Origin of the sequence: Alicyclobacillus pomorum DSM 14955 (assembly GCF_000472905.1) — a bacterium.
Taxonomy (GTDB): Bacteria; Bacillota; Bacilli; order Alicyclobacillales; family Alicyclobacillaceae; genus Alicyclobacillus_A; species Alicyclobacillus_A pomorum.
The window spans coordinates 16,345-41,824 of record NZ_AXAR01000009.1 but is presented as its reverse complement, the minus strand read 5'-3'; the positions used below and the strand labels follow the sequence as shown (position 1 = coordinate 41,824).

Annotated in this window: 22 protein-coding genes and 2 riboswitches; of the genes, 8 read left to right on the top strand and 14 right to left on the bottom strand. The window is 54.2% G+C overall.

Annotation, left to right across the window (positions count from 1 at the left end):
- Positions 1-70 precede the first annotated feature (70 nt).
- The 3 genes from YWK_RS0110545 to YWK_RS0110535 all read left to right on the top strand — a co-directional run bounded on the left by YWK_RS0110545 (position 71) and on the right by YWK_RS0110535 (position 1,762).
- Positions 71-718, top strand: a complete 648-nt coding sequence (locus tag YWK_RS0110545; protein ID WP_026964764.1) for an HlyD family secretion protein — start codon at positions 71-73, stop codon at positions 716-718.
- Between the two features lie 105 nt (positions 719-823).
- Positions 824-1,360: an NAD(P)H-dependent oxidoreductase gene (locus YWK_RS0110540; protein ID WP_026964763.1), complete on the top strand. Its 537-nt coding sequence runs from the start codon at positions 824-826 to the stop codon at positions 1,358-1,360.
- Between the two features lie 39 nt (positions 1,361-1,399).
- Positions 1,400-1,762, top strand: coding sequence for a hypothetical protein (locus YWK_RS0110535; protein ID WP_026964762.1), 363 nt, complete (start codon positions 1,400-1,402; stop codon positions 1,760-1,762).
- A 179-nt stretch (positions 1,763-1,941) separates the two neighbouring features.
- On the opposite strand, the gene desA is transcribed toward YWK_RS0110535, so the two are convergent.
- From desA to YWK_RS21035, 10 genes are all read right to left on the bottom strand, one after another.
- A complete protein-coding gene (gene desA / locus YWK_RS0110530) occupies positions 1,942-2,973 on the bottom strand; it encodes a Delta(5) desaturase DesA (RefSeq protein ID WP_026964761.1) in 1,032 nt (343 codons plus the stop codon).
- Positions 2,974-3,316: 343 nt separating this feature from the next.
- Positions 3,317-4,798 (bottom strand): amino acid permease, encoded by a 1,482-nt coding sequence (locus YWK_RS0110520; RefSeq protein WP_415782805.1) that lies wholly within the window; start codon positions 4,796-4,798, stop codon positions 3,317-3,319.
- 19 nt (positions 4,799-4,817) lie between these two features.
- Complete coding sequence (locus YWK_RS22655) at positions 4,818-5,774, bottom strand: PDR/VanB family oxidoreductase (RefSeq protein WP_026964759.1); 957 nt, start codon at positions 5,772-5,774, stop codon at positions 4,818-4,820.
- Positions 5,771-6,337: a hypothetical protein gene (locus YWK_RS0110510; RefSeq protein WP_026964758.1), complete on the bottom strand. Its 567-nt coding sequence runs from the start codon at positions 6,335-6,337 to the stop codon at positions 5,771-5,773. Before YWK_RS0110510 ends, YWK_RS22655 begins: the two co-directional genes overlap by 4 nt.
- Positions 6,334-7,260, bottom strand: a complete 927-nt coding sequence (locus tag YWK_RS0110505) for a heme-dependent oxidative N-demethylase family protein (RefSeq protein ID WP_051375475.1) — start codon at positions 7,258-7,260, stop codon at positions 6,334-6,336. The genes YWK_RS0110510 and YWK_RS0110505 overlap by 4 nt, the downstream gene beginning before the upstream one ends.
- Before the next feature lie 437 nt (positions 7,261-7,697).
- Positions 7,698-8,348, bottom strand: coding sequence for a 3D domain-containing protein (locus tag YWK_RS0110495; RefSeq protein ID WP_035466691.1), 651 nt, complete (start codon positions 8,346-8,348; stop codon positions 7,698-7,700).
- 6 nt (positions 8,349-8,354) lie between these two features.
- A riboswitch (cyclic di-AMP (ydaO/yuaA leader) is annotated at positions 8,355-8,520 on the bottom strand.
- A gap of 122 nt (positions 8,521-8,642) precedes the next feature.
- Positions 8,643-9,545: a phosphotransferase family protein gene (locus YWK_RS0110490; protein WP_035466690.1), complete on the bottom strand. Its 903-nt coding sequence runs from the start codon at positions 9,543-9,545 to the stop codon at positions 8,643-8,645.
- 82 nt (positions 9,546-9,627) lie between these two features.
- The gene (locus tag YWK_RS0110485; RefSeq protein WP_026964753.1) at positions 9,628-10,950 is read right to left on the bottom strand and encodes a GH1 family beta-glucosidase; all 1,323 of its coding nucleotides are present in this window, start codon (positions 10,948-10,950) and stop codon (positions 9,628-9,630) included.
- 102 nt (positions 10,951-11,052) lie between these two features.
- A complete protein-coding gene (locus tag YWK_RS0110480; protein WP_245578593.1) occupies positions 11,053-11,730 on the bottom strand; it encodes an NUDIX hydrolase in 678 nt (225 codons plus the stop codon).
- A gap of 159 nt (positions 11,731-11,889) precedes the next feature.
- Complete coding sequence (locus tag YWK_RS21035; protein WP_051375474.1) at positions 11,890-12,525, bottom strand: C40 family peptidase; 636 nt, start codon at positions 12,523-12,525, stop codon at positions 11,890-11,892.
- A 374-nt stretch (positions 12,526-12,899) separates the two neighbouring features.
- Between YWK_RS21035 and YWK_RS0110470 the strand changes: the two genes are divergently transcribed.
- Positions 12,900-13,952, top strand: coding sequence for a BMP family lipoprotein (locus YWK_RS0110470; protein WP_026964751.1), 1,053 nt, complete (start codon positions 12,900-12,902; stop codon positions 13,950-13,952).
- A 201-nt stretch (positions 13,953-14,153) separates the two neighbouring features.
- Here YWK_RS0110470 and YWK_RS0110465 read toward each other — a convergent pair whose 3' ends face one another.
- The gene (locus YWK_RS0110465; protein WP_026964750.1) at positions 14,154-14,996 is read right to left on the bottom strand and encodes an SDR family oxidoreductase; all 843 of its coding nucleotides are present in this window, start codon (positions 14,994-14,996) and stop codon (positions 14,154-14,156) included.
- A gap of 235 nt (positions 14,997-15,231) precedes the next feature.
- On the opposite strand from YWK_RS0110465, the gene YWK_RS19420 reads away from it, so the two are divergent.
- The 3 genes from YWK_RS19420 to YWK_RS0110450 all read left to right on the top strand — a co-directional run bounded on the left by YWK_RS19420 (position 15,232) and on the right by YWK_RS0110450 (position 20,021).
- Positions 15,232-16,086 (top strand): endonuclease/exonuclease/phosphatase family protein, encoded by an 855-nt coding sequence (locus YWK_RS19420; protein WP_051375473.1) that lies wholly within the window; start codon positions 15,232-15,234, stop codon positions 16,084-16,086.
- A 58-nt stretch (positions 16,087-16,144) separates the two neighbouring features.
- A riboswitch (TPP riboswitch) is annotated at positions 16,145-16,253 on the top strand.
- A 96-nt stretch (positions 16,254-16,349) separates the two neighbouring features.
- A complete protein-coding gene (gene thiC, locus YWK_RS0110455; protein WP_026964749.1) occupies positions 16,350-18,128 on the top strand; it encodes a phosphomethylpyrimidine synthase ThiC in 1,779 nt (592 codons plus the stop codon).
- 294 nt (positions 18,129-18,422) lie between these two features.
- Positions 18,423-20,021 (top strand): APC family permease, encoded by a 1,599-nt coding sequence (locus YWK_RS0110450; RefSeq protein WP_026964748.1) that lies wholly within the window; start codon positions 18,423-18,425, stop codon positions 20,019-20,021.
- A gap of 155 nt (positions 20,022-20,176) precedes the next feature.
- On the opposite strand, the gene YWK_RS21030 is transcribed toward YWK_RS0110450, so the two are convergent.
- The gene (locus YWK_RS21030; RefSeq protein WP_051375472.1) at positions 20,177-22,297 is read right to left on the bottom strand and encodes a glucosaminidase domain-containing protein; all 2,121 of its coding nucleotides are present in this window, start codon (positions 22,295-22,297) and stop codon (positions 20,177-20,179) included.
- A 560-nt stretch (positions 22,298-22,857) separates the two neighbouring features.
- On the opposite strand from YWK_RS21030, the gene YWK_RS19410 reads away from it, so the two are divergent.
- Complete coding sequence (locus YWK_RS19410) at positions 22,858-23,502, top strand: trimeric intracellular cation channel family protein (RefSeq protein ID WP_051375471.1); 645 nt, start codon at positions 22,858-22,860, stop codon at positions 23,500-23,502.
- Position 23,503: 1 nt separating this feature from the next.
- Here YWK_RS19410 and YWK_RS21025 read toward each other — a convergent pair whose 3' ends face one another.
- A complete protein-coding gene (locus tag YWK_RS21025) occupies positions 23,504-24,517 on the bottom strand; it encodes a GGDEF domain-containing protein (RefSeq protein ID WP_051375470.1) in 1,014 nt (337 codons plus the stop codon).
- 374 nt (positions 24,518-24,891) lie between these two features.
- Complete coding sequence (locus YWK_RS0110430; RefSeq protein ID WP_026964747.1) at positions 24,892-25,452, bottom strand: cysteine hydrolase family protein; 561 nt, start codon at positions 25,450-25,452, stop codon at positions 24,892-24,894.
- Between the last annotated feature and the right edge of the window lie 28 nt (positions 25,453-25,480).

Genomic DNA, 25,480 nt, shown 5'->3' with positions numbered 1-25,480 from the left:
TTGCAAACCGCTGGAGCAGCCAGTTGAGTACATACTGACTCAATGCGCATAAATCGAAGGAGGAATCTTGATGAAGGCGACTCGCTTACTCATTGTAAATTTCGTGATCATTGTGCTGGTCATTATTGCTGGATTTGTGGGCTACTACTTCTACAACCAGTCCACGCTGTACCTCACGACGGATGATGCGCAAGTCGCGGGCCAACAAATCGCGATTTCGTCGCCAGCGGCCGGAAAACTCGTTTCTTGGAATGGCACGCAAGGAAAGACATTCCATTCCGGAGATACGGTTGGCCAAGTGACAGTGTCCAACGGAGGGACAACCCAAAGCATCAACATCCCCATGCCACAGGACGGAACCATCGTCCAAAACAATGCGGTACCGAACGAATACGTAGCCCCCGGCACTCCCCTGGCCTACGCCTACAACATGAACCGACTGTATGTCACAGCCAACATCAAGGAAACACAGATTCAGGACGTGAAAGTCGGGGACACGGTCGACGTGTACATTGACGCGTTTCCGGGAACATCCGTGACGGGAACCGTCAGTCAAATTGGGCTCGCCACAGCCTCTTCGTTTTCTTTACTACCTTCAGCCAGCACGAACGCCAATTACACGAAAGTCACGCAAGTCATCCCAGTCACCATCACGCTGCAAGGATTACCCACCGGGTTGGCTCCTGGTATGAGCGCGACGGTTCGCATTCACAAATGACCATTGCAAAATGCCTCTGAAGGGGTTCAGCTCGACTCGATGTTACTGGCGTTTTCCAAATCGCTCAAAAAGGGCAATGTTGAAAAATAGGAGGCATCATCATCTATGAAAATCTACGTGGTGTACGACAGCGAAAGTGGACATACCGAAGCATTGGCTCAAGCGATAGCACAAGGTGCGAGCGTGGAAGGCGCTGACGTCTACCTCCGCCACGTCCATCAGGCGGATGTTCGCGACCTGGTGGATGTGGACGCCATCATTTGGGGGTGCCCGGGCCACTTTGGAACCATCAGTTCCGCGCTGAAAGAGTGGATTGACAAACTGGGGTATCTGTGGGCCCAGGGCAAACTCATCGGAAAGGTCGGCGCCGTATTTTGTACTACGGCGACCATCCACGGTGGAATTGAGATGACGCTGTGGAACCTGATTACCCCCATGTTGCACAATGGCATGATTATTGTCGGTCTTCCGAGTAACGTACCGGAAAATGTCATGTACGGTTCTTACTACGGTGTCGGCATTACCTGTCCGGTTGAACTCTCACCGGATGCGCCGCTGAATATGCCCAGTGAATCTGATCTGGCACTCGGACGCGCACTTGGTCGGCGGGTTGCCGAAGTGACTGCCAAGTTGGTTCGTTGATGAATCTGGCTGAACTGGAATGAAACAAGGGGGATTCCCGTGGAGTTTATCACCATCTATGTCGTCGCCATCGTGATTGTCAGTGTAATTGTGATTGCCATCAACGTCCGACTCATTCGTCGTGAAAAGAAGGAGAGCGCGGTTGAGGCCGCGAAAGCACGTCCATCAGAGGAGCAGCCGCGTGAAACCCTCTCTCAGCCAACCATGGCGTCTCAGTCCTCTAGGGCACCTGCGGATGACATCGGCCGCCCCACTGACGACGACTATCGTGACGCGCTTCGACGTTTGTCAGGTCTCTCTCCATCCGATACGACGGCTGAACCTGATGAAGCACTGCTAGGTAGCAGCGATGATGCGTATCGTGACGCATTGCGCTCCATGATGAAGAACAAACAGGATTAACAGACCTGCTACGCGCTCCCCAGGGTTCCCCCTGATAGCGCAGCAGTGCGTGAAAGCAACAATGAAGGCGATCCTAGCGGTGGGTAGGATCGCCCTTTCTAATTCCGCAACGAAAAATGCACATACAGGCAACATCATTGTATACCGCATCTTTTATACCTTCATGCGCATGTGCGGAGTCACACGCTTCTGTCGGTAACGTCCCCTGATTTCTTCGATCTCAGGTTTTTAATGTCTCCAAATGTAACGAACTTAGCGCTCTTCTCGTCCCATAGGCGGTATCGAAGCGAACGCAAACTGGACAGCAACCCAATGGAGGGGACATTCTGCAATGCCTGGATGCTTTCACAAGCTCGTTGCAGATTGTAGTTCGGAATTCGGGGACTTAAGTGATGAGCGTGATGATATCCTATGTTCCCTGTCATCCATTGCAAGACCTTCGGCAGTTTATAAAATGAGCTGCCTTTTATCGCTGCACTTACGTAGTCCCAATGATCCGCTTTCTCAAAATAGGTATCTTCAAATTGGTGCTGTACGTAAAATAACCAAATACCCATCATGCCGGACAAGTAAAGGCATAGTCCTTCCACTAAAAGGAATTCTCTCCATCCCAATGCCCAACAAAGCAATCCGGCGAATGTGAGCAGTGCTACATTGGTAGCGTAGGTGTTCCATCGTTCCTTTCGACCCGCGCGTTTCCTGTTAAACCTGTATAAAATCAGGAGAAGCAACACGGGTCCAATCCCAAACAAGACAACCGGGTTTCGATAAATTCGGTAAACAAATTTCCGAAAGGGGGACAATGCTAAATACTCATCCACCGTGAGCGTCCAAATGTCCCCTGTCCCCCTTCGATTCAAGTTGCCGCTTGTTGCATGATGAACCGCGTGTTCGAACTTCCATTGTTCATAAGGGAAAGTAGTGAGTAAGCCAGTAATATTTCCGACGATAACATTCGCCTTTCGGCTTTTGAAAAAAGAATGATGGCAGCAATCATGGAATATGATGAAAGTCCGGACCAGAAAACCACTTGCCGGAATCACGAGGGCTATTGTAATCCAAAATGAAACGGACAGACTTACATAAGCTAGGTACCACAGTACGAAAAAGGGCAATATAGTATTTGCAAGTTGCCATAAACTTTTCCGGGTATCGGGCCTTTCAAATGGGGAAAGTGATTTTCTCCAGTTCATTTGTGCTTCTTTGTCAATCATTGCGATTCCTCTTTCTCAGATCCAAAGCGAAACTAGCACCCACATCATGAAACGGGGTAGTCTTAGGATCCCATTACTTTTGGGGGCACCCCCCCCCATCATTATACTCCGTAATTCTGAAAATCATGAACAGAAACATAGCACATACGCTAGTAGCATTCATTGGTTTGCCAGTTGGAATGACTTGGTCTTTTCGCTATGTAGGAGGCCTGCCTCGTGGAGTACCGCGTTCTCCAGAAGAACGCCCCCAGTAGAAAGCGGGCGGCCCAACGAGTTTGTGGCACGGCCGCCCTTGATGATGACTTCCCTTTGACATCACAGCGACTAGGGATGTGAACGGTTACACTTCGTCCGCGTGGAACACGCAGTCGTTGAGCGGAATCACCCGGGTTTTGCGAATCCATTTGTACAGCAGCCACAAGATGAGAAACACGGGTATGCCGATGTACGTCGCAACGACATTTCCCCACTGAATCGGGCCGCCGGTGAAATCCCCGTAGCCCTGACCCAGGATGACAATCGTACACAGGACAAATGCAAAGATGGGCCCAAAGGGATACCATTTCGCCCGGTACTTCAGATCATCGAGGCTCCTTCCCTGCGCAACATACGCTTTGCGGAACCGATAGTGGCAGATGGCAATCCCGAGCCAGGTGATGAATCCGGTCATCCCCGAGCAGTTTAACAGCCACATGTAGACGACGCCGTTCCCGTACAGCGAAGAGAGAAACGCGAGGAATCCGAAAACCGTGGTGACAAACAAGGCATAGCTCGGAACCCCGCGGGAATTGACCCGTGTGAACAGCTTCGGTGCCTTGCCCTCCTTGGCGAGCGCCCACAACATCCGGGTCGACGCGTACATGGATGAATTTCCGCAGGACAGCACGGAAGTCAGTATCACGGCGTTCATGAGCCCGGCCGCAAAAGCCAGGCCCGCGCGCTTGAACACCAGGGTGAATGGGCTCACTGCAATGTCCGTCACGTCGGACTTGAGCAGGTTGGGATCCGTGTAGGGAATGATGAGGCCGATAACCAGGATGGACAGCACGTAAAAAATGAGGATGCGCCAGAACACCGTGTTGATGGCCCGAGGCACGTTGCGCGAGGGGTTGTCGCTTTCCCCCGCTGCAATGCCGACAATCTCGGTGCCCTGAAAGGAGAACCCAGCAATCATCGCGACACCGAACACCGCCATAAATCCGCCATGAAATGGACTCCCACCGAGCGTAAAGTTGTGGAGACCCACAGCAGGCTGAGTGAGGATGCCGAAGATCATCCCGATGCCGACGAGAATGAACACGATGATGGTGACAACCTTGATGCCGGCGAACCAGTACTCTCCCTCGCCGTAACTGCGCGCCGAGAGAATGTTGAGCACGAAGAGAATCGCTAGGAAAATAGCGCTCCAGAGAATGGAAGGGCTGTTCGGGAACCAGTACTTCATGACCAGCGCGCCCGCCGACAGTTCCGCCGGAATGGTGACCGCCCAACTGAACCAGTAATTCCAGCCAATCGAGAAACCCAGCGCCGGATCCACAAATTTTGCTGCGTACGTTGCAAAAGATCCGGAAATCGGCATCAGAGTCGCCATTTCACCAAGGCTCGTCATCACAAAGTAGACCATCAGGCCAATCGCGAGATACGCAAGCAACGCTCCGCCCGGCCCTGCCGAATGGATGGAGGCGCCGCTCGCCACAAACAACCCTGTACCGATGGCACCGCCAATCGCAATGATGCTGAGATGACGCGATTTTAAACTTCGCTGCAACTTCCCGTCTGCCACGGTCCCTGCCGTGTTGAACCCAACCTGTACGTCCGCCACAACATAACCCCCCATGAGATTAGAGATCCAGGACGAGGCGGTCTCCTGCCGCACGTGATACGCACGCAATGATGGATGTATTCGCTGCCTTCTCTTCATCCGTCAGGTAAACATCGCGATGTTCCACCTCTCCTTCGACGACGCCGAGTTCGCAAGTCCCGCACCCGCCTGCGCGGCACGCGTAGCGGACCCGCACGCCAGCGCGAAGCAGGGCGGCGAGCAGCGTTTCATGCGCTGCTACCTCGACATCCCGACCGGATTTGCGCAGCGTTACCCGGAACGGGCGCGGATTTTCCGGCGTCGGCGCCGTGAACCGCTCGGCGTGGATGTTGCTCTTCGGGAAGCCCATCGCTTCCGCCTGTTGAGAAAACGCCTCGATAAACGAAGAAGGGCCGCATATGTACACGTGCGTACCCACCTTGGCACCGCAGAGCACGTTCGGCGACAACCGCATCCCTTCTTCGGAAAAATAGAAACGACTCTCTGGATAAGAGGTCTCGATGACCTCACGGAAGGCACAGTAAGACCGTGATGGCGCGGCGTAGTGTAACTCAAACAATCCGTTTCTGGCCCGAAGCTCCGCCATCATCGACAGAAATGGCGTGATACCAATCCCCGCTGCGAGAAATACGTGGTGGCGTGCGCGCTGGCTGAGCGGAAAGTGGTTTTTCGGCGGACTGATGTGCACCGTGTCGCCCACGCGGATATGATGGTGCCAGCCCGCGGAGCCCCCCTGTCCGTTGTCTGACCGACGAATGGCAATCTCGTACACATTGCGCGTGCCCGGATGGTTACAAAGAGAGTAGTTTCGCTCCAGAACCCGGCCGTCGAACGCAGCGTACGTCGTGATGTGGGCGCCTGCCGAAAACGGCGGCAATCGGTCCGTCCCCACAGGCACCAGCGTGAAACGTTTCACCACCGGCGTCTCTTGGTGAATCTGCGCAACGCGGACGGTCAGAATCGCATCGTGCCTCATGTGTTCCCCTTCTTTGTCACGTTGTCCAGTATCGGATAGCCCATCACGGCATCCCATCGTGGGGAATAATGATCCGACACCGAAATCACCCTTCCACACTGTCTGCAAGTGACTGTCGATGCGTTATCGATGGGATTTGTGGTGTAACACGCAATGCAAAAAACTTGGTGGTACTTTTGCCCAAAGCCGCGGACCTGGATGTCCTCTTTGGCGTATCCCACCGTCTCCGCAAGGCGGACAATGGAGCGACCCCAGCCCCAGGGGGCCGTGATGTACAGATGCGTCCCCATCGGTTGGTCCTCGAGATACGTTCGAAGGGCATCCGAGTCATGGATATCTGGCCACGACCGCTTGGCGGAGATGAGTGCGTCAAAGCCGTAGTCCGATGTCTCTGCCCCGCCTTCCCCGATGTGGTTCCACTCGACCGGATATCCGGTGGCGGCCATTCTCCGAATATCCGGCGCGACATGCGCTGCCCCGAGCGGATGGACAAACAAGAGATGCTTTCGGCAGCGGCTGTGTATGTCAAATGGTGCTAGCGCTTTCAAATTGGGCTCCATCATTGGCATCGCTCCAAATATTCGATGACCTGTGCTCGATATGCGGTCAACCCTTTGTACGCTGCCACCTGCTCCGGGAGCGTGACCAGCACGGAATGCAGCTTCTGCGCCCAGTCCGGGTTCTGAGAGAGCTCACCGACAGATTTCAGGTACGTGTGGATGCTGAACAGCAAGGCGTTGCTTCCCGGCAGCCGCAGGACACACTGCTCCTCGACGCGAAACTGGACCTCGTCGGCCACATTTTCGGATGACACCTGGTAGCGCGCCGGCCCCCACTCATGAAACGCCTCCGGCGACAGGTCGAGCCGCCTGCCCACGTGCATGGCCCAGTTCACACGTGTCCACGGTTTGCCCGCCTCAACGCGCAGCAGAAATCGGCGGATCTTTTCGGCCAACTCGTGATTCCACGGTACCGGCCGATGAATCTCGTGAAATGCCATTCCGAGATCAAACGTGAGTGACCAGGCACTGGGAAAGCACAGTTGTCCGGCTTCGAGGTGGAGGTCATCGTCACGCTGGACCATGAGCAACAGATCTTCCTGCACGTGCCTTCCTATCCAATCAAGCGGTTGCACCGGGAGTGTGCTCGAATCGCCAAACGTGAACTGTTCGGTCTCGTTCAGCAACAGGTTCCGAAACGTCCATTCATCACCCCGGTTCTCGAGCGTGAAACAATCTGGATAGGTGTCCACCAGCTGGTGCACAATCTCATCTACCACCTCCCATTGTGCTGCCAACGTACCTGGAAGCGCGTGGAAGCAGCGCTCCGGATGATTCGCCAACAAGCGGCGCTTCTCGGCGACTTCGTGAAAATACTCGGTGGTCAGTTGGATGCAACACGGCGGTTGGAGTGGTTTGAGGTTGTTCGAATAAAAATAGCTGTTTTCCTCCAACGGAAACGGGAAACGCTGTTGCAAGGCCATCATCCGCACTGTCCCCCTGCCGCCTCTCACCGAATTTTCATTTATACTATAAAATGATTCTGATAATTTTGTCAGTAATTAATGCATTACGCCACGCATTCTATCGGGAACGAGAATCCATATATTTCATCTCTTTTCCGTAGGATGAACTCAGTCATTGGCGCGAATGATCTCGAAAAGTTCTACGCGGTACAAGGCCTATGTATCGCATTTCTGCTCATTGGGGTTGTCTTGCCGCAATGGTCTTTTTGGAAATTTCCATACTTGTTGGTGTTTGGTCGGAATGGGCAATGGTTCAGTGTTCAATATCAGGACGAGCAGTTCGAGAAAGCCCCTCAATGAACAATCAAAGGGACTTTCTCGGTGCTGCTGGGGGGATATGTCCTACCCCCAACCCTACCGTGCCTGATGATTGAATGTGGAACTTGCAACCGACCCTATTATTTTAACACGTAGACTTTTACGTGTTGAACTCCGAAACGCATCGCTTGACTGTTGCTCACCGGCAGGAAGATGTCGATGCGATTCCCCTTAATCGCGCCCCCTTCATCTGTGGCATGTGCGATGAAGGTAGATGGGAAACCGGGGAAAGACATGCCTTCAATCCGGATGGTCGATCCGAGTGGAATCACCTTCGGATCCACTGCGACAGTTCCAAAATGGACCTTGTTCCCAAGGCAATCGACAGCACCTTGAGCGCCTGTATATGCGGTAGCAACGGCATTGATTTCCTTGGTGTAAGCTGGCATCATGGCCGCCATATGCACACCCTGCGTCGCTTTATGTGACGCCGTCTGATGTGTCGCTTGGTTCGGTATCACAATCGTGTGTCCTGGGATTAACCTCGTGGCCTTGACGTGGGGGTTTGCCTTGAGGAGTGCGTTGAGTGAAACGTGGAAGCGTTGCGAGATTTTCCAGAATGTATCACCGGGTTTGATGACGTACCTGCCGGAGTGAGATGAAGCGGTGGCATGAACTCGCTGTTGATTGTGCTTTACCGTCGATGTACTTGCCAACGCTGGAGACATGTTCGCTATCATCGTGGCGCCAAGTGCCATAGCAGCGAGGTTTCTTTTTGAAGCAAAAGACATTCTTCGGTATCCTCCTTTTATCGCTTCCGAGGTTAGTTGTCGGGTGCGGACTAAGGAGACAGCCCGGGCGTTCATAGGAACGCACTTAACCCCATAGGCGAAACGTTCGCCAAAAAAATCCCCCGTACTGATGGCCCTTATCCCAAGCCATCAGATTCAGCTGTTCTGTCATTCTACCATATTTGTGGTAGAATGCAAAGTTCAATAGGAGGTAGACCGGTATCCAAGCCCCTTACTGCCTGAATCATACATCGCATTCCCACCGCCCGTGACCAAAAAAGAGGCTGAGGTGGTTCACAAAGGCGACCCCACTTCGTCAAACCACTTCGGCCCATTCATCCACGCGTCGATGTCTACCGGTCCTTGCACTTCCATGAGGCGGCAGAAATATCGATATGGAGCGCGCACCTGCCGTAAATCTGGGAACGGTAACACGCTCTCATATCCTGAGACAAACGCCGCCGCGCTCGCCTTGTCCAACAGGTACTCCAGCGCCACCAGTTCCAGTTCTCGTGGCCCCAACGCGTACACTTCGGTGTCCACCAAGGCCGTGATCCGCCCGTTCTCGTGCAGGAACTGCGTCGGATCCATGTCCAACATGATGAGGCTCGCGTGCCGCAACGGTGGCAACGCCAGCAACTGTGCGCACATCTCGTCCAACAAGATGGAGATCTCCGGTACATCCGCGTAATACCGCTGTACGAGTTCGCGCATGGTTGCAGCCATCCGCTTGTGAAACTGGCCCACGGGATAGCGCAGCCGACCGGACAGGGTGCCGCACTCGCTGAACTTGCGCGCATGGATCCGCGCCAATGCTTCGCCGAGCTGAACCAGCGCCTCTGTGGGCAAGGATTGAAACGAACGCAACGTCGTTCCCGGCATCTTTTCCACCACCACGTACGGCACGCCGTCCACCACGGCCTTGCGCAGGACTTGCGGCACCGGAATGGGCGAAAGCTCGCCCAAGACGCGGTTCATGCCCTCCAACGCAAAGAGGTCGGTGGGATCCACGCCAAATAAGTCCCGGCAGCCCCACCAAAAGTCGTTGGCGGGCTCGGAAGACATCCGCGTCCGGCGGACGATGACAGACTCGTCGCGGGTCTCCACCAGCCAGACATCGCTGGCTTGCCCAGGGTGGACGTCGGGAAACAGGCATTGGCGCAGTATCGGTTGTGTAAACAATGGCTGCAGATTCATGGTTCACCTCGTCGTGGAAAAGGCGGCCGCTGCCGGCCACCTGAAACAAATCGTTGATGATAGATATTAGATGGGGCCAGGACTACTGGACTTCGCGGCTGGCCGTCACGTTTTGGTACCAGCGCGCACTGTCCTTCCAGAGCCGGCGCTGCGTTGGGTAGTCCACGTAGAACAGGCCAAACCGCTTCGCGTACCCTTGGTGCCACTCGAAGTTGTCCATGAGCGACCAGACGTAGTAGCCGCGGACGTCCACGCCTGCGTCCATCGCTTCGCGTACAGCCAGCAGGTGGCGGCGAAGGTAGGAAATGCGCGGAGCATCATGTACGATATCTCCCTCCACCACGTCGTGGAAAGCTGCCCCGTTTTCCGTCACGTACATCGGGATGTCTCCGTAGTCTCGCCGGATGCGCAGGAGCACATCGCGCAGTCCGTTCGGCGAAATGCCCCACCCCATGGCCGTCAAGTCGCCCGTCGGTTCGAGAACGGTCGCTTGGATGATGGGGTCCGCGGGATTCGCCTTGACGCGATGTTCGAAGTAGTAGTTGACCCCGAGGAAGTCGATAGGCTGTGACATCAGGGCGAGATCGCCGTCCTTAGTGAACTGATCCACGCCCAGCGCACGCAGTTCCGTCGGGTAGGTCGCTTGGAAGATAGGCAGGAGAAACCAGCGGTTGGTCAGCGCATCCATTCTCGACGCGGCCGCCACGTCATCTGGGTCGTCAGACGCCGGTACAATATGCGACAAGATGTTGGTCAACCCCACTTTCCCCACCGCCCCCGACTGCCGGAACGCCTGCACGGCCTTGCCGTGCCCAAGCAGCAAGTGGTGCGCGGCGGCCAGCGCCTTACCGTAGTCGGTATCACCTGGCGCATGCACGCCCACGGCGTGTCCCAGCACGGCGCTGCACCACGGTTCGTTCAGCGTGATGAACATTGGAATCTTATCTCCCAGCCGACGGAACACGGTGTCTGCGTACGCTGCAAACGCGTCTGCCGTGTCGCGGTTTGCCCAACCGCCTTTGTCCTGTAACGCCTGCGGCAAATCCCAGTGATACAAGGTCGCCATTGGAGTGATGTCGTGCTTGAGCAGTTCCTCCACCAGCCGCTGGTAGAAGTCCAATCCCTTTTCGTTTAGCGCGCCGGTACCGTGCGGAAACAGGCGCGGCCAGGCAATGGAAAACCGATAGCTATGAATCCCCAGTTCCTTCATCAAGGCGACGTCTTCGCGGTGGCGGTGGTAGTGGTCGCAAGCGACGTCACCCGTTTCGCCGTTCACCACTTTTCCCGGCGTGTGACTGAACACGTCCCAAATGCTTGGACCTCGGCCGTCTTCCCCCGCGGCACCCTCCACTTGGTACGCTGCAGTGGCCGCACCGAATAAGAAATGTTCCGGAAACTTCGCCATGGTGGTTCCCCCTCTCCCCGAGCGAATGGCACTTCGCGGGTACCTTCAGAGTACCTGAAAGACGAGGCGTTGGGGGAGCAAAAAACCGCGCTCCTTCGCGAATTATGCCTCGCCCAAGTGGGCGGCCCGGAGCACGTCCAGAAAGTGGGTGAGAATACGCGCCGTGAGCCCCCATACCACGTGCTCGCCAAACGTGTAGAAGTACTGCCGCACCTTGGTTGTCCGCCACTGATAGCCTTTCCCGCCCACCACCAGGTGGTACGGAAAGTCTTGTGGCGGCTGCGGTTGGAGAGAAACGTCATACACCGCCGGCTGCGTGTTCAGCAGGGTGTGGAGCGGGACGGTAAACACTTCCGCCACCTCGGCCGGATTCGGATGGATGGCCGCAGGGCGCGTCAGCACACCGACGTGCGGATACACCAGCAGCCCTGACCATGCCACGAGGACGTCAAGGGCACCGATGTAAGAGATGTCTGCGGGGTCCAGTCCCAGTTCTTCGCTTGTCTCGCGGAGCGCCGTCGCCGCGTCGTCTACATCTGACGCTTCGCGGTGACCGCCTGGAAAGGAGATCTCCCCCGGTTGCCTCCGCAAAGACAATGAGCGCTTCGTAAACAACACGGATAGTTGCCCGTCCTCGTCTTGCAGCAGCGGCACCAACACGGACGTCTTCACTTGTGGCGCCTGCCCGATGATGCCACGTTCCCGGTACCGGATGACGCGGTCGACGTCTGCCACTTGGATGCCCGGTTCCTTCATCACCATCCGCCCCTTCCCGTGCATCTCGATGTCTCGTACACTTACTTCTCATACTATCCCATTTTCGATCCTCTGAGCGGCGCGCATATCAAAGCCCCTCCGTCTGCCAACGAAGGGGCAAGGATTGTGGCAACCATCGCGGAAATCCTGCGCGAAAGCCCATGGCTTCAGGCATGCGGAGTGTCAATGAATGTCCCGCTTTGCCCCCGCGTAGTGCTGCGCGTAGTACGGATTGGACATAGACGAGATGGTGACGCTGCCTTTCCCGGAAGACGCGTGGATGAACTGTCCGTTACCGATGTAAATCCCGACATGCGAGATGCCGGACCGATACGTGTCGTTGAAGAAGACGAGATCTCCCTTGCGCAGTTCACTCTTTGCCACCGGAACGCCAGTCTTGAACTGATCTGCTGAATTGCGCGGCAGGACGATGCCGTTTTTCAGAAACACGTATTCCGTAAATCCGGAGCAATCGAATCCAGATGGAGACACGCCGCCCCACACGTAAGGCGCTCCGATGTACCGCTCTCCTGTGGCAATCACGTGATTCGCTTTGATTTCGGCTGCAGAAGGGATCCACAGCTTCTGCCCAACGTGGATGACATTGGGATTTTGCAAACGGTTTTCTTGCACCAGGTCTGCGATGGAAACACCGTGTGCAGTCGCAATCTTCCACAGCGAATCTCCTGCTTTTACCGTGTACGCGGTGGTGCCCGGAAACGCAATGGACGGGCTGGTATCCGCGTACACAGCGGGAGTTGCTGTGCACAGTGACAAAGCAGCAAATGCGGTCAGCGCTGTGTTGCGCCAGTGAATCATGAGATACTTGCACGCCCTTTTCGTAAAATTAGCACGACGATGTGCGTATCATTGATTCCATCTGACGCAGCCACTCCCCTTCACAATGTTTCTGACAGGGCTGTCAGGCCATGTCGCATTTTGGACAGGTTTGGAACGCATACTACGAGCGAAGCCGCACGTGGCGGAGTCCCTTCTCCAAAGGTGGTGGCCGCAGGCGGATGCCCCGCCACAAACACGAACATTTTTGTCGATATTTTAAACAATGTTCGCCCTGGTGGTTTGACAGCGTTTTCTCGCCAATGCATGAGGTTGTAGCAGGGATCCGACTTCGCTAAGATAAAAGCTGCATTTCGTGGACGCCCTGGCGGCGCCACAAGGGGGAGATGTGAGAGATGAAAAAGAGAAAATGGATGGCCGCGCTGATGGCCGTAACAACGCTCAGCGGGCTCGTCGCTGGATGTGGTGCAGCAACCAACAACACGGCAAACACAGCGAACGCGGCTGGTGGTACCACCACCCAAAAGCAATATAAAGTCGGACTCATCACAGACATCGGCGGCTTGAACGACCACAGCTTCAACCAGAACGCGTATATCGGGCTGGAGAAGGCGAAAAAAGACCTTGGCATCACGGGCACTGTCGTGCAATCTCAATCCGCGAACGACTACGTGCCAAATCTGCAACGGTTCGCTCAACAAGGATATGACCTCGTTATTGCCGTCGGCTACCTGATGGAAGACGCCGTCAAACAGGTGGCACCACAGTACCCGAAGACGAAGTTTCTGATTCTCGATGACACCATTACAGGGATTCCGAACGTGGCTGGCGCCGTCTTCAAGACGGAGCAAAGCGCCTACCTGGCAGGTGCGATGGCAGGCCTGCTGGAGCAGAAGACCGGCATTCCGCACATGAACAACAAGAACGTCGTCGGTATTGTGGGCGGCATGCAAATCCCGCCCGTTCAAGAATACATCGCAGGGTTCCAGCAAGGGTTTAAGAAGACAGACCCGAAGGGTACCCTCATTGTCAAGTGGACCAATAACTTCACCGACCAAGCGCTGGGCAACCAGGTCGCCAAAGACGAAATCAACAGCGGTGCGGACATCGTCTATCAACTGGCCGGTGGCGCTGGGATTGGCGTCATCAAAGCCGCCAGCGAAGCCGGGGTGTACGCCATTGGCGCCGATGCGGATCAGGCGTACCTTGCACCCAACGCCATCTTGACGAGCACCCTCAAGCGCATCGACGTTGCGACTTATGACATCATTAAGGACGTCACGGAAAACAAGTTCACGGGCGGCACCCATACCTTTGACTTGGCTGGCCAAGGCGTAGGTCTGACCAAGTACAACGCGGTGGTACCGAAAGACGTCCAGAATCAAGTGCAGCACTATGCAAATCAAATCCAGAGCGGCAAACTGAAGGTTTCGCCGAACATGCAGTAACCCTACGCCCCATCCGCTGTGGCGCCATCACACAGAATGACGGAGCAAACCATGGCGTTGCACAGTCTAACTTCGGTTCTGAAGTAAACAAGAGTGAATTGACGTATCGATTGGCGTGCTCATTCATGGGACAATGAGCACGCCATTTTTGTTGATATGTCTTGCGTTGGCATCCATAAAACCAAGGGGAATTGGATGGGCTCAACCGTTTACAATGTCCCCACCATTCACGTGAAGAATTTGCCCTGATATGTAAGATGCGTCATCGGAGGCCAAGAACACGTAAGCCGGGGCTACCTCAAACGGTTGACCGGCACGCTTCATGGGAACATCGTCTCCAAACGTGGCAATCTGCTCTGGAGGTAAGGACGATGGAATGAGTGGAGTCCAAATGGGTCCTGGGGCCACACCGTTGACTCGAATCCCTTGCGGTGCCAGTGATAGTGCCAGCGAACGTGTAAACGAAACAATGGCTCCTTTAGATGCTGAGTAGTCGATTGAATCTTGCGATCCCAGATAGGCCCGAATGGATGTTGTGTTGATGATGGAGCTCCCTGGACTCATGTATGGCAGAGCAGCTTGCGTCAAGATGAACTGCGAAAATACATTCGTGTGAAAAGTACTTGCTCGTTGCTTCGAATCTACATCCAGTAGACTGTTCCTGATGTACAGTACACCGGCATTATTCACGAGAACGTCAATACGGCCAAATTTGCGAATGGTTTGCATGACAGCTTGTTGGCAGGGCTGCTCATACCCAATATCGCCAGGAATGGTAATGCAGCGGCGCCCGTACTTCTTGACGTAGAACTTGGTTTCTTTTGCATCGCTGTGTTCATCTAAGTATGAGATGGCAATGTCCGCACCTTCTTTCGCGAAGGCGACTGCGACAGCTCTCCCAATGCCACTATCCCCACCCGTGATGAGCGCTACCTTGTTGAGAAGTTTCCCAGCTGGTTTATAGTCAGGGTTATCAAATATGGGCCTAGGCACCATCATGGATTCAATGCCAGGTTTGCTTTGTTGTTGAGGGGGAAATCCCATGGCGTACGCTCCTCTCGGAAATCTCCCCCAAAATGTATGTCATTCGGCGATGGGTTGTTACCCATCCCCCCGTACGCCAACTCGTCAAGGGCTTTCCCGCCAATCTTCTCATGCGACTCGTCACGAACCAGCCGCCCGTGCGACATCGAAGCGCAGGTTCCTTTCGGGGTGAGCCATAGATTGCGCGGAAATGGGCATGTTATCAGTGAACTCTGGATGGAGACGAGGTTGGAGCATGCGCATGATGAAGCTGTTGTCCGTGATGCTTGCCGTGGCAGTGTCCACGTGCACGATGACGCACACTGCTCACGCAGAGACGCGCGATGGCCATGGCCAAACCATCACTGCAGTGACGTACAACATCCACTCCGGCGTCGGCATGGATAAGATGTATGACGTGTATCGGGTCTGCGAAGACATCCGATGGATTCACCCGGACATTGTGGGACTACAAGAGGTGGACGCCAACTGGAGTGCGCGGAGCCACTTTGACAACCAGGTGAAGAAGCTGGCGTACGAGTTGCAGATGAACTACTTCTTCGCGCCCATGTACGATAGACCGCCCGCCAAGCCGGGCGCTCACAACCGTCAACACGGAACCGCCATACTCAGCCGGTTCCCGATATACGAGGAGAAAAACCATCGGATTGCCCGGCTGTCCACGGACCATCCAAACGATGCCCCCGCCCTGGCCCCGGGCTTCGTGGACGTCAAGGTGGAGGTCGGGAAAACGCCATTGCACGTGTACGTCACGCACTTGGACGACCGTTCGGATCCTACCGTTCGCAAAAAGCAAGTGGACGACATGGTGCGGATTATGGAAAAGGATACAGGAACCCAGATGTTGTTTGGCGACCTCAACGCCCCGAGCACGGCGCCGGAACTGCGCCCGCTGTGGAACCTCTTTCAAGACGCCACGGTTTCCTGCAAGCCGTCCTGTAACACCTATCCTGCCGACAAGCCGACTCGGCGTATGGACTACATACTTGTGACGCCAGACATCCAGGTGGTGGCAGCCAGGACCCTGCCGACGACTGCCTCTGACCACCGCCCGTTTATCCTACAGCTGGCTATGCCAAAATCGGGTTGACGTCCACCACAGACGATTGAACAGGATGGCAATCCATGCTATCGTAAAAGCAACAATCGAATCATAAAACGGGAGCTCGGCAAACCGGGCTGAGAGGGCGAATGTGGTCGCCGACCGTCAACCTGATCTGGATAATGCCAGCGTAGGGATTTTATTGCACATGTTTTGTGTCTTTGTGCAGACCGCCGCGCATCATATGTCCGGCGGTCTTTTTGGTTGACCCGCCTCTCAGTCGGTTGTTGTGCAACCAGGGGAGGATCAGTATGTCCGAAACATCGCGCAACATCCGTCATGACAGTGAATTTTTTCCGAATAGCAAGAAAGTGTACGTACAGGGCTCAAGACCAGACATTCGGGTTCCAATGCGGGAAATTAAGTTGTCCCCCACAACCGGACGGTTCGGTAACCAAGTCAACGAGCCAATTCGCGTCTATGATACCAGCGGAATCTACACGGACTTGGACGCTGCGACGGACATTCGAAACGGATTGACGCCGATTCGGCGGAATTGGATTCTCGAACGCGGAGATGTGGAGGAATACGAAGGGCGTAAAGTCATCCCTATGGACGATGGACTCAAAGATGATGCTCAATACGCCAATCGAGAGGTATTTCCGGGTCTGAAACGTAAACCGCTGCGGGCAAAACCCGGCCGGAACGTCACCCAGATGCATTACGCAAGGCGAGGTATCATTACGCCGGAGATGGAATTTGTCGCCATCCGCGAAGGGATGGATCCTGAATTCGTCCGCAAAGAGGTTGCGGAAGGTCGCGCCATCATCCCGTCAAACATCAATCACCCGGAAAGTGAACCGATGATTATCGGCCGCAATTTCCATGTGAAGATTAACGCCAACATTGGTAACTCCGCCGTGGCATCCTCCATTGAAGCAGAAGTGAACAAAATGAAATGGGCCACGTTGTGGGGCGCCGATACGGTGATGGACCTGTCAACAGGGAAAAACATTCACACCACGCGCGAGTGGATCATCCGGAATTCCCCTGTCCCCATCGGAACCGTCCCGATTTATCAAGCCCTCGAGAAAGTCGGTGGAGAAGCCGAAGCGTTGACCTGGGAGATCTATCGCGACACGTTGATTGAACAAGCCGAACAAGGGGTCGACTATTTTACCATCCACGCCGGTGTCCTGCTGCGCTACATCCCGCTGACGGCCAAGCGCGTCACGGGGATTGTGTCGCGCGGCGGTTCCATCATGGCTGCCTGGTGCCTCGCTCACCATCAGGAAAACTTCCTGTACACGCACTTCGAAGAGATCTGCGAAATCATGAAGGCATACGACGTGGCGTTTTCACTCGGGGACGGCTTGCGCCCGGGCTCCATCGCCGATGCAAACGACGAGGCGCAGTTTGCTGAACTGGAGACGCTTGGAGAGCTCACCCAAATTGCGTGGAAGCACGACGTACAGGTGATGATTGAAGGCCCCGGACACGTCCCCATGCACAAAATCAAGGAAAACGTCGATAGACAAATGGAAGTCTGTCATGAGGCGCCTTTTTATACCCTGGGCCCTCTGACCACGGACATTGCACCGGGATATGACCATATCACGTCGGCCATCGGGGCGGCCATGATTGGGTGGTTTGGGACCGCCATGCTGTGCTATGTGACACCCAAGGAACACCTGGGGCTGCCGAATCAAGATGACGTCAAAGAAGGTGTCATTGCATACAAAATTGCGGCACACGCGGCAGATCTGGCGAAAGGACATCCAAACGCTCAGCAACGTGACGACGCCTTGTCGAAGGCGAGGTTTGAGTTCCGTTGGCGGGATCAATTCAACTTATCCCTGGATCCACAACGTGCCATTGCGTATCACGATGAGACCCTCCCTGCCGAACCCGCGAAGACGGCACACTTTTGCTCGATGTGCGGACCCAAGTTCTGCAGTATGCGGATCACGCAGGATATTCGCGAGTACGCCCGGGAAAAGGGACTAAGCGTAGAATCCGCGATAGCTGTGGGCATGGACGAGAAGTCTAAAGAATTTCGTCAGTCGGGCAGCCAGATCTACCAGGACTAACGGTGAATCAAGAGGGGTCAAAGGCTGCATTGACCTCCCTCTGTTTCATTTTGTACCATGGTCACTGGCTCCTTCATGGACGAAATCTCCTCATGTCCCCCTTCTGGCTCTGTAAAGAGGCAGATGATGGTTTTAAGAACAATAAATACATTGTATATACAGAGAAATATACATTTGATATAAATAGACATGGGGATTTCGTATCAGAAATGCCTGTTACACCAAATGACGTTGGTCTGCAGTCTCTGAACCTATCTCTTACACATGGACACCTGGTCTGGAAAGGAGCGTTCTATGCAGAACCTGAACAGAAAGCTCGGAACATTTGCATTGACCATGACAGGCGTGGGTTCGATTATTGGGTCCGGTTGGCTTTTCGGAGCCTGGAAAGCGGCGAAAGTCGCAGGCCCTGCAGCCATTTTCGCCTGGATTCTCGGCATGGGCGCGATTTTGTTGATTGGCCTGACATATGCCGAACTCGGGGCCATGTTCCCTCTGTCTGGGGGGGCCGTCCGGTACGCGCAGTATTCCCACGGTTCCCTCACTGGGTTCATGGCGGGTTGGGCAAACTGGATTGCGATTGTGTCCGTGATTCCCATTGAAGCGGAAGCTTCTATACAGTATATGAGTTCCTGGCCTTGGCACTGGGCTCATACGCTCTACACAGGGACAGCGTTGACGACGCCTGGGTTGCTATGTGCGGCTGTACTTGTGTTGGTGTACTTCTTCATCAACTACTGGACATTGGAACTGTTCGCACGCGTCAATACCTTGATTACGGTTTTCAAATTGGCCATTCCAGCGCTGACAGCGATTGGACTTTTGGTTGCCGGGTTTCACCCCGGAAACTTTTCGCACTACGGTGGATTCGTTCCGAACGGCTGGGCCAGTGTACTGACGGCCATCGCGACCTCAGGCGTGATCTTCGCGTTCAACGGATTCCAAAGCCCTGTCAATTTGGCGGGTGAGGCAAAAAAACCAAACAAGACGGTGCCGCGGGCTGTCCTTGGATCCATCTTCATTGCCGGGGTCATCTACGTCCTGTTGCAGGTGGCGTTCATCGGCTCTGTCAAACCTGATATGGCGGCTCACGGTTGGGGCGGCATCAAACTGAACTCGCCGTTTGCTGACCTGGCAATGGCCTGGGGACTGAACTGGCTCGCTGTGGTTTTGTTCGCGGACGCGTTTGTCTCACCATCCGGTACGGGGACGACCTACACGGCGACGACCTCGCGGATGATTGTCGGCATGACCGAAAACGGTTGGTTTCCAAAAGTGTTTGGAGCCGTCCATCCGTTCTACAAAATACCGCGCCGAGCGATGTTGTTGAATCTCGCCGTGGAGTACGTATTCCTACTGTTATTCCATGGTTGGGATCAACTCTCCAGCGTCATTTCCGTCGCGACCATCATTTCCTATCTCACGAGCCCGGTCGCAGTGGTTTCCTTGCGGAAGACGGGAGCGCATCTGCATCGACCGCTCAAGTTGAAGGGACTCCGCTGGATAGCGCCCATGGCATTCGTGGCGGCTTCCCTGATTCTGCACTGGGCAAAATGGCCGTTGAACGGCGAAGTCATTTTTGTCATGCTCATCGGTCTCCCGATTTTCCTGTATTACCAAGGGAAAGACGGATGGTCCGGATTTGGCCGACATCTTAAGGCGGGTGCCTGGCTCGTCGCATACATGTTCTACATGATGCTCATGGCTTGGCTTGGAAGCAGTGAGTTTGGCGGAATCAACGTGATTCCGTACGGATGGGACATGGTGGTTGTGGCCCTGTCGTCACTGGTCTTCTATTATTGGGGGATTCACAGCGGGTTTACAACCGAGCACGTGGAACGTGTGGAAGCCGAATTCCACCAGTCAACGCAGGCTACGCAAATTCTTGCGTAAAGCGATTTAAGGAAAAGCGGACTTTACTCAGATTGTCGATAAAGAGGCGCGTGGGCGCCTCTTTATCACATGTTTTTGGTTATTTGTGTGTTGTTCAGGCTGCCGAGGGTTTCTCGGCAGCCTGAGTAAAACCACCTAACACGGGTGGTTTTACTTTACTCTTGTGGCGTTAACCAGCCATCGGAGGTATGTATGTACCCCGTCATCAGTTGCCCCGTCCATTCATTGGCAAACTGAATTGGAATCATTCCGCCTGCCCCTTGAGCATTCGTTGAAACCACAAAGTCACCGGAATGCAACATTGCAATTTGCTGACCTGATCCATCATACACGGGTACAGAGGTTTGCGGCGAATTTGGATTCTGAACCGTCACGCGGTACACGTTGTCGAAATGTACATACTGACCGTCCACCCAACCGTACCCCGGGATATGATACCACTCCATCACGTAGGGGCCAGACATGCCTTGTTTCATTTGGTCGATGTGAACGCTCGTCCCCGCAGGAATCACAGAAACGGAGGGTTCAATATATTGCTTCCACAAAGTGTAGTCCCACGTACCCGTTTCCTGCAGGCCATTCTGCTTTTGGAAATTGATGACTGCTTCCTTCGTCAGTTGCCCAAACTGTCCATCCACGACAAGCCCGCTATGAATGGTCTGATTCAAATACGTTTGCAGTGTGACAACATTGGTACCGGAACTATTGAGTTGCAGCGTTTGTCCGTAGTACATCTCCGTTTCACCGGACGCCATGTCTGGGTAATATGGCAAGCCTTGATACGTGGGATTGGTTTGAATCACCCCACTTGCCCCATTCAAATAGAACACTGGCTCCTCCGTGCTATTCGGTGTTGGTGCGGGCGTAGATGTGTCACCCGTCCACTGTTTATAGCTTTGAACGGAGTCGTTCGTCGATGCAGCAAGTTCGTTCATAATTGCCCCGATATTCGCGGCCCAGTTGGGGTCTGACGCGTAATTGCGGTTCATACCCGTTAGAGTCGGAGCTACGTAATGGGATGAACCTGGTGTTAAATAATTGTTGCGAACTTCCCACGCCTGGAACCGGATGGCATAATCGTCACTCGGGAACATTCCTGCCGCATTTGGATCCCAATCATATGCCCCGTATCCATATAGATTGTTGTTATGCGTCGACAAATCACTACCAGTCCAACCAGATTCCTCAATCGAGTGAGAGACAAGGTAATTTGCATCAACCCCATAGGTATTTTGCGCGTATATGTAGGATGCCCCAAGTCCCGTAAACGGGCTGTTGTGACTCTTCAAGAAACTGTCAATCGATGATGCCGTGATATTCCCAGGCGCAGGATACCGCAAATCCACGGTCGTAAATGACGGTGTCAGTTGCCAATCCGTGGCGTTGACCCATGATGACTTGATCCCAATTCGATTCAAGGCCTGCATGACAGACCAGATAGGAATGTATGTTGTCTGATTTCCGGAATAGGGATCAAGGTGCGAAAGCGTATCCGTTCGAATGACGACGGTTCCGTTCAAAGAAATGGATGTACTACCTTGTCCAACTGAAATGTTGGATAGATCTAGATTGTAGTAAGACGGAATGCTGAGACTCCAGGACTGATTTGAAAATGTGTTTGGGATACCGATACTCTTTAGCACATTTTGTATGTACCAGACCGGCATGTAGGTCGTGTTGTTTTTCACGAATCCGTACGGGCTCGACATCAGCTTGCCATCGTAGTAAATATGCCGTACACGAACGTCCGTAATCCCATCACCAGCGGGAGGCATCATTCTCCAATCGGTACCGTTCCATGTAGATTGAATGCCTATCCAATTCAGTACTTTCATGACGTACCAAATCGGCATAAATGTTGTTTCTTTCCCGGACGCAGGGTCAACGTGAACCAAGGCATTGACCTTCTGGACAACAGTACCATTCAAAGAAATGCTCGAATCTCCGGAACCCACCGAGATATTATTCCAGTTTATTTCATACGAAGACGGGACAGAAAGGTTCCATTGTTTGTGATTCCAGGTATTTTCAATACCGATACGATTGAGTACCTGCATGACATACCAAATTGGGAGGTAGGTGGTGTTGTTTTCAACGATGCCGTAAGGACTCGACTGTAACTGGTTGTTGAAATAGATATGTTTGACAGCCAGTGCATTGGAAGTAGACTGCGTGGTCACGGTGGGATAAGTGCTGGCTTGTACAATCGGTGAATGAGCGGCAAGAGCCAAAATGGTTGGTATGGTAGATACAAAAGCAACTGGATATCTCTTCATAAACAGCCTCCATCCGAACATTTCTACAACAGGAATGTGCAGTTTCTCTATCGGTCGACAGATCCGTGGGAGACCTGGCTGTCCTTTCCTGGTGAGCCATCGAAACACACGACGGCGCCACCTACAGCACACGACCCAATAACAGGTACAGCCGCAACCAAACATTGAGGCTTTGGATTTTAGAAGAAAATAATCTCCAGCCTCTACGAATCGCGCCGCAGTTTGTATCTGTCGCTCCGAATTATCTCACATTTGTATAGTGCTTCTCTATCGTTATTTAGTATTTTCATGATGAACACTTCACATTTGTGTTATCGTGCGCGACTCCGGTAAGACGCTGACGTTCTGCATACGGCGCAATACACAGTGGCCGCAGCCACTTTACACATTTTGAAAATCGCTCATGAATGTAAAGCCAGCCCACGGGCGGGGCCACGACAATGAAAAATATGACGATTCAGGTACGTATTTCTGCACCGCAACGTCGCTGAGACTATCTAACGGAAACAGCCTCCGCGTGGTACAATAGCGCGGTCGGGAAGGAGGTTGTGAGCAGAAAGATGACGTGGCACGTCTTCACTTTGATTGGTACCATTGCGTTCGCGCTCAGCGGAGCGATTGTGGCGATGGAAGAAGAGTACGACATATTCGGCGTATTGGTCCTGGCCCTGGTCACCACGTTCGGTGGCGGGCTCCTGCGCAACCTGTTCATTGGATTGCCCGTCTCGAGCATTTGGAGCCAATCGGCACTGTTTAATGCAGCGTTTGTAGCGACAGCCATCATCATTGTATTGCCGGTTCGCTGGGTCCAACACTGGTTGCCGCGGTGGGTCAACGTGTTTGACGCGCTGGGCTTGTCGGCATTCACCATTCAAGGCGCTTTGTACGCGGCGCAGATGAAGTACTCCGTGGGGACCGTCATTGTTGCGGCCGTCATCACCGGCATTGGCGGCGGCGTGATTCGGGACCTGTTGGCCGGCCGCAAACCCCTCGTACTCCGGGAGGAGATTTACGCGTTGTGGGCGGCTGTCGCTGGCGCCGCAGTAGGCCTTCACTTGGTCGATGCACATTCTCCGTGGCAGCTGTACCTGTTGCTCACCGTCGTGTTTGTGTTGCGAATGCTTTCCGTGATCTTTCACTGGCATGTTCCGAAGCGCAAATGGGCGACAACCGGTTCATCCAAGACGGACGCGCATTCCCTGTGACCTAGTGTACCGGGTCTACCGTAGCGGCCGCCTGGTGATTCGCATGGCCTCCGGAGTAGACGCATACGCAGTTTCTCATCTTTTTGGCCTCGTACAGCGCCCGGTCTGCAGCGTCAAACAGCTCATCCGGGCCAACGCTCCGGTTTTCACAGTACACAATGCCACAGGACAGCGTCACTGGAACGCCACAGAGAACCGTGGACTCCAGGACCACGCGCAGTTTCTCGGCGAGTTCCCTCGCTTCTGCCTCACTGGCGTTTGGCAACATGACGGCAAACTCTTCCCCGCCGTATCTGCTCACAACCGCCGGCGAAGCGTGCTCCTGCAAGATTTGTGCTGCTCTCTTGAGGACTTCGTCGCCCGCGCGATGGCCGAGGGTGTCGTTGACCAGCTTAAAGCGGTCCAGGTCAAACAGCAGTAAGCAGAGGCTGTTTACCTTCCAATGGTTGTAATACTCGTTCAGCTTGTGCCGAAAGTAGCGCGCGTTGTGCAGCCCCGTCAGCTCGTCGTAAATGGACAAGCGCCGGTATTGGTGAAACTTGACCGACACCTCGTACACCTGCAGGGCAAGTACCACACTGCCACCGACCATCACCACCATCAGCAACGGGAATTGGTCGTGGAGCATCCGGTACATAGGTTCCGCAGACACTGCCAATTCCACAAAGAAGAACGCGAGTCCCAGTTGCGGCTTCACGCGCACCGAAATGAAACTCCCCGCCACGGCTGAAATCACCAATGTAGAGAGCACAAATTCCGGCTGCACCCACGTCCAAGCCGCAAGCACGCAAGCGGCCATGCCTAAGAGCAGCACGCTTGTCCATCGGGCCCGCTGTGGCATAGACACCGCCACCGTGATCAAAAGAATCGCTGCACCGTTCAAAGCAGCCTGAACATCCATGTGGTTGCTCAACATCACAAATTCGCCAATCACGCCAAACAGCACGGTGGCCAAAACAACTTTGTGTTCGGAAAGCTTTAACAGCTTCAGCACCACCCGGTGAGCAAAGTCCAACCTGTGGCAACAACCCGATGCAACTGTACCTGCGTCTTTCTATGTAAGCGTTTTGCACAATCACTAGCTTGGTTCAGCACGAGTAGATGTTACTTCGGTTGTCGTCGCTTTTTACAAAGCAGAGCGTGTCTGTGAACCTGAATGAGGCACTTCAAAAATTCGCAAAATCCCATCTGTATTCTATGCGATTTTGAAATCTCTGATATCTCAAGCGATGGCGGAGTCGTGTTGTCGGGGCTCATTCAAGCCTTGCATACTTCATGATCTACAATCATAAACGGATTGTTTGCCAGAAACAAGATCATCCGCAGTGAACCCCCGGTGCGTCAACGGGTCTCCCCCGCACACGCATCGGTTGCCCCTGCGGATCTCTCTTAGCGAATGACGGTTGCCCCCAGCGCCCCTTCAAAGTGGCCCAAGGCCCACTCGTGCCCGGCTGGGTTAAAACTGGCCACACCTTTTTCGTGCACGACAATCCGGTACCCTTTGTTGTACGCATCGACCGCCGTGTGCAGCACGCAGATGTCCGTGCATACGCCCACCAGGTGTAATTCATTCACGCCCCGAGCCCGGAGGAACAATTCCAGGTCCGTTCCCGCAAAGGAACTGTACCGCGTCTTGTCCATCCACTTCACGTGGTCCGGCAGTCCCTTCTCTGCCAGTTGCGCAAAGTAGCGACCGAGCGCACCGTACAGGTCTCTGCCCTTTGTTGTGCGAATGTTGTGCGGTGGGAACAACTTCGTCTCCGGATGAAACGCGTCGTTTTCGTCGTGCACGTCCACCGCAAACACCACGTAGTCTCCGTCCGCCACAAACGACTTGGTGAGCTGCGTGATGTATTCGTCGATGGCCTGAGCCGGTTTTCCGCAGGTCAACCGTCCGTCGTCCGCGACAAAGTCGTAGGTGTAGTCAATGACGAGTAACGCTTTGCTCATATGCGCTCCCCCTCTCTCCGAGCATAGA